The sequence below is a fragment of the Streptomyces sp. NPDC048479 genome (assembly GCF_040651435.1).
Taxonomy (GTDB): Bacteria; Actinomycetota; Actinomycetes; order Streptomycetales; family Streptomycetaceae; genus Streptomyces.
In genome coordinates this window covers 46,837-61,742 of record NZ_JBEZKA010000010.1, presented here as the reverse complement: position 1 = coordinate 61,742, position 14,906 = coordinate 46,837, and the positions used below count along the sequence as shown (strand labels likewise).

Below are 14,906 nucleotides of genomic sequence, written 5' to 3'. Positions count from 1 at the left end.
GAACTCGGCATGAGCCAACCGACAGCAGCTGCCGGCGCCGCACCGGCGACGATGAGGGCCGTCGTCGTCACCCGGCCCGGCGGCCTGGAGGCATTGGAGATCAAGGACGTGCCGGTGCCCGTCCGTAAGCCCGGCTGGGTGCGGATCAAGGTAACGGCGTTCGGCGTCAACGAGTCCGAGGTCACCACCCGCAAGGGCGAGTCGGACGCGGAGGTCACCTACCCGCGCGTGCCTGGCATCGAGGGCGTCGGCGTGGTCGACGAGGCCGACGAGGACAGCGGGCTGCGGCCGGGGCAGCAGGTGGCCACGATGATGGGCAACATGGGCCGCAGTTACGACGGCGCATACGCCCAGTACGTCACCGTCCCCGCGGCGCAGGTCATACCGTTCGAGACCGGCCTGCCGTGGGAGATCGTCGGTGCGCTGCCGGAGATGTTCCAAACCGCCTACGGATCGCTGACCCGTGGCCTGGACCTCAAGGCCGGGCAGACGCTGCTGATCCGCGGCGGCACCTCCACGGTCGGGCTGAGCGCGGCGGGAATCGCGAAGGACCTCGGAGCGACCGTGCTGTCCACCACCCGCAGCGAGTCGAGGGCCAGGGAACTGCGGGCGGCGGGCGTCGACCATCCCCTCGTCGACAACGGCACCCTCGCCGACCAGGTGCGCGAGCTGCTGCCGGACGGCGTGGACGCCGCGCTGGAACTGGTGGGCTGCTCGGCCCTCGCCGACACCCTCAACGCCGTCCGCCTCCACGGCACGGTCTGCTTCACCGGAGCCCTGGCGGGCCAGTGGACGATCCCCGACTTCAGCCCGTTCATGATCCCGGGCGGCGTGCGCCTGACCTCCTACGACGGTGAGGCCGCCGACCTCCCGGCCGACGTCTTCGCCCACCAGCTGCAGGCCATCGCCGCAGGACGCCTCAACGTCCCGGTCGCGAAGGTCTACCACGGCCTGGAACAGGTCCGCGACGCCCAGGCCGACCTCGAATCCGGCGCCACGCCGGGCAAGCACGTCGTCGTCCTGGACGACTGAGACCTGATCGCGGGACGCGACAAGGCCATCGCACACATTCGTGCGCAGTGGGTGCCTCAGCCCGGCGGTGAGCGTCGGTGGTGCCCGTTGTTGCCGAAGGTGAGAACAGATCGCGGACCGCACAGCAGCAGACATTTTCGGTGCCACGACCATCCGGCCCCCGTTGGACCAGGAGCTCGCGCCCGTCGAGGAGGCGCGGGGCGCTGTCTTTCCGGCCCTGACGGACGAGACCCTGCAGGAGATCCGACGGCAGATCTCTGCGGATTCCCCCGCGTTGGATGCGCAGGCTCTGACGGCGGGCGGCAGGGTGCGGGTGGAGGAGCGCCAGGTACCCGGGCCGGAAGGCGCGCCGGTCTTCCGCTTCCAGGAGGGGAAGATGCGGTCTGGCCGGAGTCGCGGGACTGGGGCATGGTCCCAGGATTGAACGCCAAACCGTTTGGTTTGGCATTTGGGTGGCCAGCGCGTAGTATCAAACAGAACAGTTCGGTTTGACCTCTGCGGGTGAAGCCGGCGAACTACTCAGGGAGTGAACTCATGCAGCACCGCAATCTGGGCTCTCAGGGTCTGCACGTCTCGGCGCTCGGCCTGGGGACCATGGGCATGTCCATGGCCTACGGCGCCTCGAACGACGAGGAGGGCATCGCGACCATCCGCCGCGCCCACGAACTCGGGATCGACTTCTTCGACACCGCCGAGCTGTACGGCGCCGGTACCGGCAGCAACGAGATCCTCCTGGGCGAGGCAGTCAAGGACTTCCGGGACGAGGTGGTCCTTGCCACCAAGTTCGGCTTCGACATGACCGCGCAGCCGCTGGGCTCCGGATTCAACAGCCGTCCGGAAAACATCCGTAAGGTCGCCGAGAACAGCCTGCGCTACCTGCAGAGCGACCACATCGACCTCTTCTACCAGCACATCTCCGACCCCGACATTCCGGTCGAGGAGGTCGCCGGCGCGGTCGGCGAACTGATCACCGAAGGCAAGGTGAAGTACTTCGGCCTGAGCAACGTCGGCCCCCAGTACATCCGCCGCGCCCACGCCGTCACCCCGGTCTCCGTGCTCCAGTACGAGTACTCGCTCTTCGAGCGGGAGGTCGAGGAGGAGATCCTTCCCGTTCTGCGGGAACTCGGCATCGGCCTGGTGCCCTACTCGCCGCTCGGCCGCGGCTTCCTCACCGGCCAGGCCAAGCCCGCCAGCGAGTACGCCGCGGACGACATGCGCAGCTGGGACGAGCGCTGGCAGGGCGACAACTACACCTACAACCTGCACGCCACCGAACAGCTCAAGAATCTGGCCGACACCAAGGGCATCACCACCGCCCAGCTCGCGCTGGCCTGGCTGCTCGCCCAGGGCGAGGACATCGCGCCCATTCCTGGCACCCGCAGCACCAAGCGCATCGAGGAGAACGCCGGCGCCATCGACGTCCAGCTCTCCGCCGCCGACCTGGCCCGCATCACGGAGATCCTTCCCCACGGCTCGGCGGGCAGCCGCCTCCCGGCCGCGGTGCTGTCCAGCTTCACCACAGACTGACCGAGCCGGCACCCGCGCGTGCGAGGCCGGGCCCGTCGGCCAAAGGCGGCACGCGGGGGCTCGGGATCGTCAACCAGGGGGAGGCGGCGGGAGGGGCGTGGTCTCCTCGGCCGCGAAGGCGCCCGGGGTGAGACCGGTGCGGTCGCGGAAGAAGCGGCCGAAGTTCGCGGGGTCGGTGAAGCCGAGGTGGTCGGCCACGGACCGGGCATCCCATCGGGCGCTTCCCAGCAGGCGCCGGGCTTCAAGCAGGCGCCGCTCGTCGATGAGCTCACGCACTCCCTTGCCGGTGGTTTCCCGGGCGGCGCGGCTGAGGGTGCGGACCGAGCAGCCCAGCAGTTCCGCGTACTCCGCGGCCCGGTGCATCTCGCGAAAGTGCAGCTCCAGGGCGTCGAGGAACCGTGCGTACGTGCCGGGAGCGGCGGCGCGGACGGTCCGGGTGATGTCGGGTGAGTTCGCGAGCCGCAGCAGCAGCGATTCGAGCAGGCTGCGCCGCAGCGCGTGATGGGTGTCCAGCGGGCGATGCCCCAGCGCCCGGTGTTCGTCGAGGAGCTGGAGGGCGGTCTGCTGGAGCCAGAGGGTGTCGTCGGGGTGCGGGGTCAGTACGGGCGGGGCGTCGTGCGCGGTGAGCGGGGCAAGGAGACGGGCGATGTCGGGCCGGAGCACGTCCGGCTCGAACAGGATGAACGGGCTGCGGGCCCCGCCCGGCGGGTGCCAGCACTGCGTGTGCCCGGGGCGCACCCACAGCCACTGGCCGGGGGCGACGGTGCGGGTGACGTGGTCGACGTCGTGCAGCAGCTCGCCCTCGGTGACCGCGATGAGGTAGTGGAAGGTGGCCCGGCCCGGGACCGGCGGGTTCCAGGGCCAGTCCGCGTGCTGGGCGAAGAAGTCCTCGACGGTGTTCACCTCCAGGCCGAAGGGGGTGCCGACCGGGGGCTGGAAGCCGTGCAACCGCACGCTGCCCGGTTCGGGCTGTCGTCCACTGACCATCATGTGTCCGCAGCCTACCGGCCGTTTTGCCGGTTTCCGGGTGAGGATGGGAGGAGCCGCCGCGCAGGTGTGCAGAGTCCGTCGGCACCGGGCGCCGCTGCCGGCATCCCTATCCCGCGAGGAGTACGACGCCATGAACGGAAAGACCCTGCACAAGACCGCCGCCGACTGCGCCGAGGAACTCCCCGGAGCGGAGCTCGAGCACCCCTTCGGCGACGACTGGCAGGTCTTCAAGGTCCGCGGCAAGGTCTTCATGCTGATGACCGAGGTCCCTGGCCGTCCCGTCGTGATCCTCAAGTCGGACCCCGGCGAGGCCCGCGCGCTGCAGGGCGAGAACAGCCACATCACCCCCGGCTACCACATGAACAAGAAGCACTGGATCACCCTGGAGGGCGGCGACACCGTCGACAAGGGGCTCGTCCGTGAGCTCGTCACCGAGTCCTACCTGCTCGTCGTCGCCCACCTGCCCAAGGCCGAGCGGCCCGTCGACCCCCATACCTACGGCAGCCGCGCCAAGGCCGCCCGGTGACCGCCGCCGGAGACGGCCTCCAGGACGCGGCACGCAAGGCCGCCCTCGTGCTGCCCGGGACGGACCACGGTTATCCGTTCACCGAGCACCTGGACGTGTACAAGGTCGCGGGCAAGGTGTTCCTGATCGTCACCGACGACCCGGACGAACAGATCATCACGGTCAAGTGCGAGCCCGAGCACGCCCGGGCGCTGGAGCGCGGCTACGCCTCCATCACCCCGGGCCGCTACCTCGACAAACGGCACTGGATCTCCCTCGGACCCGGACGGGGCGTCACCAAGCGGTTGGTCACGAACGCAGTCGAGGATTCCTACGACCTGGCCGTCGCGCGGCTGCCGCAACGCGACCGCCCCCGGCCCCGTACCTGATGCGCACCGCAAGCACGCCCACGAGCCGCTGACCCCACGCCTGTCAGTGCCCCGTGCAAGGCTCGTCACGCCCGCACACCTCCGCCCGCGATCCGAGAGACCGATGGAACCGACCCTGCCGCTCTTCGACGAGGAGCCCGCCCGGCCCCTCGCCGACCGCCTGCGCCCCACCCAGCTGGAAGACGTCGTCGGGCAGGACCACCTGCTGGCCCCGGACGCCCCGCTGGGCCGCATGGTCGCCCAGCAACGCCTCAGCTCCGCCATCCTGTGGGGCCCGCCCGGCGTGGGGAAGACGACCATCGCCCGCCTCCTCGCGGACGGCAGCAACCTGGCCTTCGAACCGGTGTCGGCCACCTTCTCCGGCGTGGCCGACCTGCGCAAGGTCTTCGCCGCCGCCCGCAGCCAGCGCACCATCGGCCAGGGCACCCTGCTGTTCGTCGACGAGATCCACCGCTTCAACCGCGCCCAGCAGGACAGCTTCCTGCCCTACGTCGAGGACGGCACGATCACCCTGATCGGCGCCACCACGGAGAACCCCAGCTTCGAACTCAACGGCGCCCTCCTCTCCCGCACCCAGGTCCTCGTCCTCAAACGCCTCGACGAAGCCGCCCTGTCCACACTCCTCGACCGTGCCGAAGACCTCACCGGCCACCGGCTGCCCCTTCACGGCGACGCCCGCCGCGCCCTGATCGCCATGGCCGACGGCGACGGCCGCTACCTCCTCAACATCGCCGAACAGCTCCAGGCCCTCCCGGACCCCGGCACCCCCCTGGACACCGCCGCGCTCGCCCACCACATCCAGCAGCGCGCCCCGCTCTACGACAAGGCGCAGGAGGGCCACTACAACCTGATCTCCGCGCTCCACAAGTCGATGCGCGGCTCCGACCCGGACGCGGCCCTGTACTGGCTCGCCCGCATGCTCGACGGCGGCGAGGACCCCCTGTTCGTGGCCCGCCGCCTGACCCGTTTCGCGAACGAGGACATCGGCATCGCCGACCCGCACGCCATCCAGCAGGCCCTCGCCGCCTGGGACGTGTACGAGCGACTCGGCTCACCCGAGGGCGAGTTGGCTATCGCCCAGGCCGTCGTCTACCTCACCACCGCCCCCAAGTCCATCGCCGTCTACCGCGGCCTCAACGCCGCACACCGCGCCGCCCGCCGCACCGGCTCCCTCATGCCGCCCGCCCACATCCTCAACGCCCCGACCCGGCTGATGAAGGACATCGGATACGGCAAGGACTACCAGTACGACCCCGACACCACCGACGGCTTCTCCGGCGCCGACTACTTCCCCGAGAACATGGACCGCGAGATCTACTACCGGCCCACCCGCAACGGCCACGAGGCCGAGATCGGCCACCGCCTGGAGCGCTTGGCCCGGCTGCGCGCCCAGCGGCGCCGCACCGAGACCGGACCAGCCAGCGCGGATGCCGCTCTGCCCGGGCCCCCCGATCAGTGGAAGTAGGCACCACCAGGACCCGTGCCATGCGAGCCGCCGTCCTGACCCGGCCCGTCACCGCCGAACAGCTCACCGTCACCGAGGTGCCCGTCCCCCGACTGCGCCCCGGCTGGGTCCGCGTCAGAGTGTTCGGCGTGAACGAGTGCAGGAAGGGGGCCTCCGACTCGGACTTCACCTTCCCCCGCATCCTTGGCATCGAGGGAGCCGACGCCGCCCCTCGCGCCCACGACCCCTCCGCTGAGTCCGCGACGAACTGACCGCCGCCTGGGCCCAGTTCGCCTCCACCGGAGATCCCGGCTGGCCGCCCTACGACCCCGACGCCCACCCCAACGCCCGGCAGTTCGGCGGCGACACGGACATGCTCACCGAGCCGGCAGCAGACGATGCGGCCGTGATCTGGGAAGCATCGCGGCAACGCCCCTGAATGTCCGCACGGAGTGGTGATACGTGCCGACCTGCTATCAGCGGACTCCGCCTCACGTACCGGCGCGACGGTACGCCGATACGGCCTCGTGCCTGTTCGCGCCCGAGCAGTGGACCAGGCAGCGAGACCAGTTCCGCCAGCTGGTCGGCAGGCCTGCCTCGGCCAGGGCCGCGCTGGAGGGGTGCGAGGAAGGCCTTCAGGTGGCGATGGGGACGACCTCGAAGGTCACGAACGGGCTACGGTTCTCGTCCTGCCCTGAGACAGCAACCTGCGAGGTTCGACGTGCACCACTCTTGGCCCTCACGTGGCAGTTGGTGAGACAGGAGAGGGCCTGAGACATGCGAGCTGTTCATAAGGCGCACCGCGGGGACGCCCATCTCGTGGCGCTGCTCTCCGCAGAGCTCGACCCTGTCGAGGCCCTGGTGAGCCACACCGCCACCGGCAAGGGCATGGCGCCGCGCTGGATTCTGGCCACGCGCGGCTGGCGGCGTGCGGACTGGGAGGCGGCCGAGGGACGGCTGCGCGAGCGTGGACTGCTGGACGGCGAGGGCGAGTTGACCGAGGCGGGTACGGCGCTCCGGACCGATCTCGAGGAGCACACGGACCGCCTCGACCGAGCGCCGTACGAGCACCTGGGCGCCGAGGGCGCCGAGCGGCTCACCGAGCTTGCGCGCGGCTTTCTGATGACCGCGGTGGCAGCCGGCGCCTTCCCCGCGAACCTCAGCGGCAAGGGCTGACGTCTACCGGGGCACTCGAAGGCAACCCGGGAGACGACAGCGACCGACTCCGGAGGTATCTCTCGTGTTCCGCGCCATCGCCGACGTACTCCGCTCGATCGGCTCGGCGATCGCCACTGTGGTGACGCTCCCCTTCCGGCTGCCGGCCCGTCCCTTCGGCGGAGCCTCGGGAAGCGGCCGCCGAAGCCGCCACGTCTGAGGCGGCGCGCGACACGAGACCCGGCCACCCGGCACAATGCACTGTCAAGCACAGCCAGCACGAGAAGGCGAGTCGGGGAACCGTGACGACGTCCATCGAAGGCAGGATCGCCGAGGAGCTCGGCGTACGCGAGCGGCAGGTGAAGGCGGCCGTCGAGCTGCTCGACGGCGGGTCGACCGTGCCGTTCATCGCGCGCTACCGCAAGGAAGCGACCGAGATGCTCGACGACGCGCAGCTGCGCACGCTCGAGGAGCGGCTGCGGTATCTGCGGGAGCTCGAGGAGCGGCGGGCCGCGATCCTGGAGTCCGTACGCGAGCAGGGCAAGCTGGACGAGGCGCTCGAGGCGCAGATCCGGAGCGCCGACACCAAGGCGCGTCTTGAGGACATCTACCTGCCGTTCAAGCCGAAGCGGCGGACGAAGGCGCAGATCGCCCGCGAGGCCGGTCTCGAGCCGCTCGCCGAGGGGCTGCTCGGCGACCCGTCGGTGGAGCCGCTCGCGGCCGCGGCGGCCTTCGTGGACGCGGACAAGGGTGTGGCGGACGCCGCCGCGGCGCTGGAGGGCGCACGGGCGATTCTGGCGGAGCGTTTCTCCGAGGACGCCGACCTGATCGGCGAGCTGCGCGAGCGGATGTGGACGCGGGGCCGGCTCACGGCCAAGGTGCGCGACGGCAAGGAGGAGGCGGGCGCCAAGTTCGCCGACTACTTCGACTTCGCGGAGCCGTTCAAGGACCTGCCCTCGCACCGGGTGCTCGCCATGTTCCGTGGCGAGAAGGAGGAGATCCTCGACCTGGTGCTGGAGCCGGAGGAGCCGTCGGAGCACCCAGGGCCTTCGACGTACGAAGGGATGGTCGCCCGGCGTTTCCGCATCGCAGCCCCCGGGGAACAGAGCCGTCCCGGCGACAAGTGGCTCGCGGACACGGTGCGGTGGGCCTGGCGGACACGGATCCTGGTGCATCTGGGCATCGATCTGCGGCTGCGGCTGCGTACGGCCGCCGAGGACGAGGCGGTACGGGTCTTCGCGGCGAACCTGCGGGATCTGCTGCTGGCCGCGCCGGCCGGCACACGGGCGACGCTCGGACTCGACCCCGGTTTCCGTACGGGTGTGAAGGTCGCCGTCGTCGATGCGACGGGCAAGGTCGTCGCGACGGACGTCATCCACCCGCACGTCCCGGCGAACAGGTGGGACGAGTCGCTGGCAAAGCTGGCGCGTCTCGCCAAGGAGCACTCGGTCGATCTGATCGCGATCGGCAACGGCACGGCTTCCCGCGAGACCGACAAACTCGCCGGTGAACTGTGCGCCAAGCAACCGGAGTTGGGCCTCACCAAGGTGATGGTCTCGGAGGCCGGCGCTTCGGTGTACTCCGCTTCCGCGTTCGCCTCGCAGGAACTGCCCGACATGGATGTGTCGCTGCGTGGGGCCGTCTCCATCGCGCGCCGCCTCCAGGACCCGCTGGCGGAGCTGGTGAAGATCGACCCCAAGTCGATCGGTGTCGGCCAGTACCAGCACGACCTGTCCGAGGTGAAGCTCTCCCGTTCGCTGGACGCGGTCGTGGAGGACTGTGTGAACGGCGTCGGCGTCGACGTCAACACCGCGTCCGCACCGCTGCTTTCACGGGTGTCGGGCATCGGCACCGGCCTCGCCGAGAACATCGTCGCGCACCGCGACTCCAACGGTCCCTTCCACTCGCGCAAGGCGCTCAAGGACGTGGCACGGCTCGGCCCGAAGGCCTACGAGCAGTGCGCGGGCTTCCTGCGGATCCGGGGCGGGGACGACCCGCTCGACGCCTCCAGCGTGCACCCGGAGGCGTATCCGGTGGTCCGGCGGATGGTGAAGACCGTCGGCGACGAGGTGGCCTCGCTGATCGGCAACGCACCGGTGCTGCGCTCGCTGAAGCCGGCGGAGTTCGTGGACGAGACGTTCGGTCTGCCGACGGTGACGGACATCCTGCGGGAGCTGGAGAAGCCGGGGCGCGACCCGCGGCCGGCGTTCAAGACGGCCACCTTCAAGGAGGGCGTGGAGAAGCTCGGCGACCTTGCGCCCGGGATGGTTCTGGAGGGCGTGGTGACCAATGTCGCGGCATTCGGCGCCTTCGTGGACGTCGGTGTCCACCAGGACGGTCTGGTCCATGTGTCGGCGATGTCCAAGACCTTCGTCAAGGACCCGCGGGATGTGGTGAAGCCGGGCGACGTGGTGAAGGTGAAGGTCATCGACATCGACATCCCGCGCAAGCGGATCGCGCTGACGCTGCGGCTGGAGGACGAGGCCGCGCCGAAGGCGGGCGGCGGCCCGAAGCAGCGTGAGCGGGGTGAGCGCGGCGGCCGTCCGCCGCAGCAGCGGCGTCAGCAGGGCGGCCAGGGCGGCCAGGGCGGGCAGGGCGGCCAGGGCGGCCGCGGCGGGGACCGTGGCGGCAACCGCCAGGCTCCGGCGCCGGCGAACAGCGCGATGGCGGACGCGCTGCGGCGCGCAGGCCTCGCGGATCCCAAGCGGCGCGGCTGACCACGCACGCGGGGCCCCGCCACCGGACGGTGGCGGGGCCCCGCGTCGTTTTTGCGTTCTCACCCCAGTGAGTGGTCACCGATGCCCGGCCGACGCCGGCGGACTGTGCCGGCCGGACCCCGCTCGAAGGTGGTCAGTGCTCCGTGATCTTTCCTCCGGACACCTCGATACGGCGCGTGGTGTGGACCGCGTCGAGCATCCGGCGGTCGTGCGTGACCAGCAGCAGCGTGCCGGTGTACGAGTCGAGCGCGGACTCCAGCTGTTCGATCGCCGACAGGTCGAGGTGGTTGGTCGGCTCGTCGAGTACAAGGAGATTGACGCCGCGGCCCTGGAGCAGCGCCAGCGCGGCGCGGGTGCGCTCGCCGGGGGAGAGCGTGGTCGCCGGGCGCAGTACGTGGTCCGCCTTCAGTCCGAATTTGGCCAGCAGGGTGCGGATTTCGGCCGGTTCGGTCTCCGGGACGGCCGCGCAGAAGGCGTCGAGCAGTGTCTCGGTGCCGTAGAAGAGGCCGCGGGCCTGGTCGACCTCGCCGACCACGACGCCCGAGCCGAGCGAGGCGTGCCCCGCGTCGAGGCTCAGGCGGCCGAGCAGGGCGGCGAGCAGTGTGGACTTGCCCGCGCCGTTGGCTCCGGTGATGGCGACCCGGTCCGCCCAGTCGATCTGCAGGTCGGCCGGGCCGAAGGTGAAGTCGCCCCGGCGGACCTCCGCGCTGCGCAGGGTCGCGACGACCGATCCCGAGCGCGGGGCCGACGCGATCTCCATACGGAGTTCCCACTCCTTGCGGGGCTCCTCCACCGTGTCGAGGCGTTCGATCATGCGCTGCGTCTGGCGGGCCTTCGCGGCCTGCTTCTCGCTGGCCTCGCTGCGGAACTTGCGGCCGAGCTTGTCGCTGTCGGTGGCCTTGCGGCGGGCGTTCTTGACGCCCTTGTCCATCCAGGACCGCTGCATCTGCGCCCGGCCCTCGAGCGCCGCCTTCTTGTCTGCGTACTCCTCGAAGCCCTCGCGGGCGTGCCGGCGGGCGGTCTCCCGCTCCTCCAGGTACGCCGAGTATCCGCCGCCGTACAGGGTGATCTGCTGCTGTGCGAGATCGAGTTCCAGGACCTTGGTGACGGTGCGGGTGAGGAACTCACGGTCGTGGCTGATGACCACGGTGCCGGCGCGCAGGCCCTGGACGAAGGCCTCCAGGCGCTCGAGACCGTCCAGGTCGAGGTCGTTGGTGGGCTCGTCGAGCAGGAAGACGTCGTAGCGCGACAGAAGAAGCGAGGCGAGGCCGGCGCGGGCCGCCTGGCCGCCGGAGAGACCGGTCATCGGCTGGTCGAGCCCGACGGTCAGACCGAGCGAGTCGGCGACCTCCTCGGCGCGCTCGTCGAGGTCCGCGCCGCCGAGGTCCAGCCAGCGCTCCAGGCTGGTGGAGTACGCGTCGTCGGCGCCGGGCGCGCCGTCGACGAGCGCCTGGGTCGCCTCGTCCATGGCGATCTGGGCGGCGGCGACGCCGGTACGGCGGGCGAGGAAGTCCCGTACGGTCTCCTCCGTCCGCCGCTCGGGCTCCTGCGGCAGATGGCCGACGGTGGCGGTGGGCGGGGAGAGCTTCAGCTCGCCCTGTTCAGGACTGTCGAGTCCGGCGAGCAGGCGGAGCAGGGTCGATTTGCCGGCGCCATTGACACCGACGAGGCCGATCACATCGCCGGGCGCGACGACGAGGTCGAGCCCGGAGAAGAGCGAGCGGTCGCCGTGTCCTGCGGCGAGATCCTTGGCGACGAGGGTTGCTGTCATCAGATGGCTGATCCTAACGGGACGCTTTCACAGGAGGCCCGCCAGCCGGTACAGGGCCAGGGATCCCGCGACCGCGACATTGAGGCTGGCGCCGGTGCCGACCATGGGGATCTCGACGCATTGGTCGAGCAGGTCGAGCGCCTCGGGCGGGATGCCTTTCTGTTCGTGGCCCAGGACCATGACGGTGGGCTGCCGGGCGGCGGGCAGGTCGCCAAGTCGTACGGCTTCGTCCGCGAGCTCCACCCCGATGATCCGCGCGCCCCGCTCACGCTGCCGTGCGAGCCAGCCCAGCGGGTCGCCGGTCCAGTGCACGCAGAGCGGTTTGCGCAGGGTGTTGCCGCGGGCCAGGGCCTCGGGCACCCACGGGAAACGCGGCACGGTGAGACAGGCGCCGACGGCGTCGCAGGTACGGGCGAGGGTGCCGAGGTTGACCCCGTGCAGCGGCCAGAGGGGCGCGGCGTAGAGGTGATCCCAGCAGGACTGGGCGCGGGGACGACGGGTGCGGCGAAGTTCCTCGCGGGTACGGGTGCGGATGGAGGGTCCGCCGTTGCGGCCGCTCATCGGTCGCACGGCTCTGGTTGCCGCCCCCGGCCGGGTCTACGGTCGCCCCGGTCGGCGGACGGAGTCCGGCGCAGCGCCCCGAAGCCCATGAGGCCCCCCAGGGCCGAACGGCGCGAGGGACGCGTCCGGGAAAGGCCGGCGGGTCCGCCGTTGCGGTCGCTCATCGCCTCCGGGTCGCTCGCGGCGAAGGGCCGAGTCCGGGGCCATCCGGGCCGGCGGACGGCGTCCGGCGCGAGGGGCACGTCCGGGAAAGGCCGGCGGGCCCACGGTTCAGTCGATGCATCATGCGTGGCGATTCGCGGCTCGCCCGGGCCATCGTCGGTGTCAGTGCACCATCGGTGCGACCAGCACGCTCCCCGTGGTGCGTGCCACAAGGAAGGATTGCCCCTTCACCGCCCGCGCGTCCACCGGAATTCGGTGCTCCCCCGGCTCCAGCATCCCGTCGAACAGCTCCCGCGCATGCGTGCGGTGGAGCCGGTCGAGGCGGTACGCCACCAGTCGCACCCGGCACGCCGAGGTCACCTCCACGTCCGCCGCGTCGTCCGACACCGTCAGCCGGGTCAGCCGACGGCGCTCCAACGGGCTGCGGTCCAGGGCGTGTTCGATCTGGGCGACCAGCAGCGGAATGATCGGGGCGAGCCCGTCGACGTACGCGACCCGCACCTCCGCACGCTCGAACGCCGCACGCACTTCCGCACGTTCCCGCTCGCCGACCGCGCGCCCGAAAGCGACCGCGCCATAGGTGCGCAGCTCCTCCGCGGGGACGCCCGCCGCATCGCTCGTGATCTCCGCGCCGATGCCGATGGTCCGCAGCGCCGCGGCGAGCTTCGCCAGCACGGCCACCCGCGCGCCGATCAGCAGCACCCGGCGGCGCACAGGCCCGGCGTCCCCGCCGTCCGTCAGCAGCCGTTCCAGCTCGGCCCTGTACTCATCGCCACGGAAGCGGAACGGCCCCATCCCGTGGTAGCCGTTGAGCTCCAGGTCCGCTCCCTCGTCCGTCTGCCAGGCGAAGTCCCGCCACACGATGTCGTCCCCGTCGCGCTCGATGACGGCGGTCACCGCTCCGCATTCGATGCCTTCGCACTCGGGACAGCCGTAGATCACACAGCGCCCGCCCTCCAGCGGCGCCGGGCACTCCAGCAGCAGCATGCGCACATGGGCGGTGAAGATCGCCGGCGGTACGTCGGAGGCCAGCGGCGAGACCGCGTCGAGGTCGGAGAGCTGGAACAGCAACGGCCGCCCGTCGACGATGAAGTCCAGGAAGTCCCGGTGCACTTGGTAGCCACCATCCGCGAGGACTCCGCCGGCCCGCATCGCCGGCGCCAGCCCGAAGGTCGCGTACTCGGCAGACATGTCCTGAGTATCCCCAGTTATGAGGTGATCTGAGCACGGCATCCGGCATTGGGCTACGGTCCCGCCATGAGCGGCGATGTGACGGTGGTGGGCGGCGGGGTCATCGGGCTGACGACGGCCATAGTGCTGGCGGAGAGCGGCCGCCGCGTACGGGTGTGGACGCGGGACGCGGCGGAGGAGACCACATCGGCGGTGGCGGGCGCGCTGTGGTGGCCGTACCGCATTCAGCCGGAGAGGCTGGTCGGCGACTGGTCGATCGTCTCGCTGCGGGTGTACGAGAAGCTGGCAGCCCGCCCGGAGGAGACCGGCGTGCGCCTGGTCGCGGGCGTCCAGGCCGGTGAGCGGCTGACAAGGCTGGGGCCGTGGGCCGCGCAGGTGGAGGGGTTGCGCGAGGCGCGAGCGCGGGAGCTGCCGCCGGGGTACGACTGCGGGCTGTGGGCACGGATCCCGCTGATCGACATGCCGGTTCATCTGGCCTGGCTGCGACGGCGGTTCCAGGCGGCGGGCGGCACGCTGGAGACCCGTACGGTCGGCGGTCTCGCCGAGGCGGCCGAGGAGGCGCGGGTCGTGGTCAACTGCACGGGGATCGAGGCAAGGCGGCTGGTGCCTGACGATCAAGTGCACGCGGTGCGGGGGCAGTTGGTGCTGGTGGAAAACCCGGGGATCGAGGAGTGGTGCACCGCGGTCGACCATGCCTCGGACAGGACGACGTACTTCTTTCCGCAGCCGGGGCGGCTGATCCTCGGCGGCACGGCCGACGAGGACGACTGGCGGCTCGAACCCGATCCCGCGACGGCCGAGGAGATCGTCGCGCGCTGTGCGCTGATCCGTCCGGAGATCGCGGATGCGCGGATCCTCGGACACCGGGTGGGCCTGCGCCCGGCACGGACCGAGGGCGTACGGATCGAGGCCGGACCCCTGCCCGGCGGTGGCCTGCTGGTGCACAACTACGGGCACGGGGGCGCGGGTGTCACGGTCGCCTGGGGCTGCGCGGAGGCGGCGGCCCGGCTGGTGCCGTAGGCGCGCGGGCTCCGGTGGCGTACGGCGCCGCAGACGAACGCACATGCGGCACCGCCCGCCCCGACAGGAGCGGGCGGTGCCGCACGGCCGGGAACTACGCGTTGCGGTCGGCGTCCTCGCACTGCTGGGCCTTGGCCCGCAGCGCGTTCGCCTTGGCGTTCAGCCGCCTGTACTCCTCGATCTTGCGCGCGGCGCGCGCCCGCTGCGCCGCCTGCTCGGTCTTCGCGGCCTCCTGGCGGAGCTCCTCCGGGTTGCAGGTGATGACACCCCTCGCGGACACGGCCGACACGGCGGACTCCGTGCCGGTGCCGGCAGCCTGCGCGGGCGCGGCGGCGAACAGCAGTCCACCGGCCATCGCCGTGGTCACTGCGAGCATGGTTGTACGACGCATCTCAATCTCCAAGTACAAAGTCGTGCGCCCCCGTTGGGCGTGTTGTCAATA

General features: G+C 71.1%; 14 protein-coding genes and 1 pseudogene. 10 read left to right on the top strand and 5 right to left on the bottom strand.

Features of this window, described 5'->3' with window-relative positions:
* Nucleotides 1-9: 9 nt before the first annotated feature.
* Entirely contained in the window at nt 10-1,032 is a 1,023-nt protein-coding gene (locus AB0D12_RS17580) for a zinc-binding dehydrogenase (RefSeq protein WP_362682955.1), read from the top strand.
* A 534-nt stretch (nt 1,033-1,566) separates the two neighbouring features.
* Nucleotides 1,567-2,559 (top strand): aldo/keto reductase, encoded by a 993-nt coding sequence (locus tag AB0D12_RS17575; RefSeq protein ID WP_362682952.1) that lies wholly within the window; start codon nt 1,567-1,569, stop codon nt 2,557-2,559.
* A 69-nt stretch (nt 2,560-2,628) separates the two neighbouring features.
* On the opposite strand, the gene AB0D12_RS17570 is transcribed toward AB0D12_RS17575, so the two are convergent.
* Nucleotides 2,629-3,549 (bottom strand): AraC family transcriptional regulator, encoded by a 921-nt coding sequence (locus AB0D12_RS17570; RefSeq protein ID WP_362682949.1) that lies wholly within the window; start codon nt 3,547-3,549, stop codon nt 2,629-2,631.
* A 130-nt stretch (nt 3,550-3,679) separates the two neighbouring features.
* Between AB0D12_RS17570 and AB0D12_RS17565 the strand changes: the two genes are divergently transcribed.
* From AB0D12_RS17565 to AB0D12_RS17535, 7 genes and pseudogenes are all read left to right on the top strand, one after another.
* Entirely contained in the window at nt 3,680-4,075 is a 396-nt protein-coding gene (locus tag AB0D12_RS17565) for an MmcQ/YjbR family DNA-binding protein (RefSeq protein WP_362682946.1), read from the top strand.
* The gene (locus AB0D12_RS17560; protein WP_362682943.1) at nt 4,072-4,443 is read left to right on the top strand and encodes an MmcQ/YjbR family DNA-binding protein; all 372 of its coding nucleotides are present in this window, start codon (nt 4,072-4,074) and stop codon (nt 4,441-4,443) included. Before AB0D12_RS17565 ends, AB0D12_RS17560 begins: the two co-directional genes overlap by 4 nt.
* Before the next feature lie 103 nt (nt 4,444-4,546).
* Nucleotides 4,547-5,908 (top strand): replication-associated recombination protein A, encoded by a 1,362-nt coding sequence (locus AB0D12_RS17555; RefSeq protein ID WP_362682940.1) that lies wholly within the window; start codon nt 4,547-4,549, stop codon nt 5,906-5,908.
* Between the two features lie 20 nt (nt 5,909-5,928).
* On the top strand, nt 5,929-6,159 hold the full coding sequence (locus AB0D12_RS17550; RefSeq protein WP_362682937.1) for a hypothetical protein: 231 nt from the start codon (nt 5,929-5,931) through the stop codon (nt 6,157-6,159).
* 526 nt (nt 6,160-6,685) lie between these two features.
* Nucleotides 6,686-7,063, top strand: a pseudogene (locus AB0D12_RS17545) (hypothetical protein); the annotation flags it as partial.
* Nucleotides 7,064-7,127: 64 nt separating this feature from the next.
* Entirely contained in the window at nt 7,128-7,262 is a 135-nt protein-coding gene (locus AB0D12_RS17540; protein ID WP_362682934.1) for an LPFR motif small protein, read from the top strand.
* An 82-nt stretch (nt 7,263-7,344) separates the two neighbouring features.
* Nucleotides 7,345-9,759 (top strand): Tex family protein, encoded by a 2,415-nt coding sequence (locus AB0D12_RS17535; RefSeq protein ID WP_362682931.1) that lies wholly within the window; start codon nt 7,345-7,347, stop codon nt 9,757-9,759.
* Between the two features lie 133 nt (nt 9,760-9,892).
* Here the strand turns inward: AB0D12_RS17535 and AB0D12_RS17530 are convergent, their stop codons facing one another.
* From AB0D12_RS17530 to AB0D12_RS17520, 3 genes are all read right to left on the bottom strand, one after another.
* Complete coding sequence (locus AB0D12_RS17530) at nt 9,893-11,530, bottom strand: ABC-F family ATP-binding cassette domain-containing protein (protein WP_362682928.1); 1,638 nt, start codon at nt 11,528-11,530, stop codon at nt 9,893-9,895.
* 27 nt (nt 11,531-11,557) lie between these two features.
* Nucleotides 11,558-12,091 (bottom strand): TrmH family RNA methyltransferase, encoded by a 534-nt coding sequence (locus AB0D12_RS17525; protein ID WP_362682925.1) that lies wholly within the window; start codon nt 12,089-12,091, stop codon nt 11,558-11,560.
* Between the two features lie 324 nt (nt 12,092-12,415).
* Nucleotides 12,416-13,444 (bottom strand): oxidoreductase, encoded by a 1,029-nt coding sequence (locus AB0D12_RS17520; RefSeq protein WP_362682922.1) that lies wholly within the window; start codon nt 13,442-13,444, stop codon nt 12,416-12,418.
* A gap of 66 nt (nt 13,445-13,510) precedes the next feature.
* Here AB0D12_RS17520 and AB0D12_RS17515 point away from each other — a divergent pair, with 66 nt between their 5' ends.
* Complete coding sequence (locus tag AB0D12_RS17515) at nt 13,511-14,464, top strand: FAD-dependent oxidoreductase (protein ID WP_362682919.1); 954 nt, start codon at nt 13,511-13,513, stop codon at nt 14,462-14,464.
* A gap of 94 nt (nt 14,465-14,558) precedes the next feature.
* Here the strand turns inward: AB0D12_RS17515 and AB0D12_RS17510 are convergent, their stop codons facing one another.
* Nucleotides 14,559-14,855 carry a hypothetical protein gene (locus tag AB0D12_RS17510; RefSeq protein WP_362682916.1) on the bottom strand — a complete coding sequence of 99 codons (297 nt, stop codon included), beginning with the start codon at nt 14,853-14,855 and terminating at the stop codon, nt 14,559-14,561.
* Nucleotides 14,856-14,906 lie beyond the last annotated feature (51 nt).

Bases quoted from the DNA above. Each gene is read 5' to 3' on its own strand.
- AB0D12_RS17580 (WP_362682955.1), top strand. From the start codon at position 10: ATGAGCCAACCGACAGCAGCTGCCGGCGCCGCACCGGCGACGATGAGG.
- AB0D12_RS17575 (WP_362682952.1), top strand. From the start codon at position 1,567: ATGCAGCACCGCAATCTGGGCTCTCAGGGTCTGCACGTCTCGGCGCTC.
- AB0D12_RS17570 (WP_362682949.1), bottom strand. From the start codon at position 3,549: ATGATGGTCAGTGGACGACAGCCCGAACCGGGCAGCGTGCGGTTGCAC.
- AB0D12_RS17565 (WP_362682946.1), top strand. From the start codon at position 3,680: ATGAACGGAAAGACCCTGCACAAGACCGCCGCCGACTGCGCCGAGGAA.
- AB0D12_RS17555 (WP_362682940.1), top strand. From the start codon at position 4,547: ATGGAACCGACCCTGCCGCTCTTCGACGAGGAGCCCGCCCGGCCCCTC.
- AB0D12_RS17550 (WP_362682937.1), top strand. From the start codon at position 5,929: ATGCGAGCCGCCGTCCTGACCCGGCCCGTCACCGCCGAACAGCTCACC.
- AB0D12_RS17530 (WP_362682928.1), bottom strand. From the start codon at position 11,530: ATGACAGCAACCCTCGTCGCCAAGGATCTCGCCGCAGGACACGGCGAC.
- AB0D12_RS17525 (WP_362682925.1), bottom strand. From the start codon at position 12,091: ATGAGCGGCCGCAACGGCGGACCCTCCATCCGCACCCGTACCCGCGAG.
- AB0D12_RS17520 (WP_362682922.1), bottom strand. From the start codon at position 13,444: ATGTCTGCCGAGTACGCGACCTTCGGGCTGGCGCCGGCGATGCGGGCC.
- AB0D12_RS17515 (WP_362682919.1), top strand. From the start codon at position 13,511: ATGAGCGGCGATGTGACGGTGGTGGGCGGCGGGGTCATCGGGCTGACG.
- AB0D12_RS17510 (WP_362682916.1), bottom strand. From the start codon at position 14,855: ATGCGTCGTACAACCATGCTCGCAGTGACCACGGCGATGGCCGGTGGA.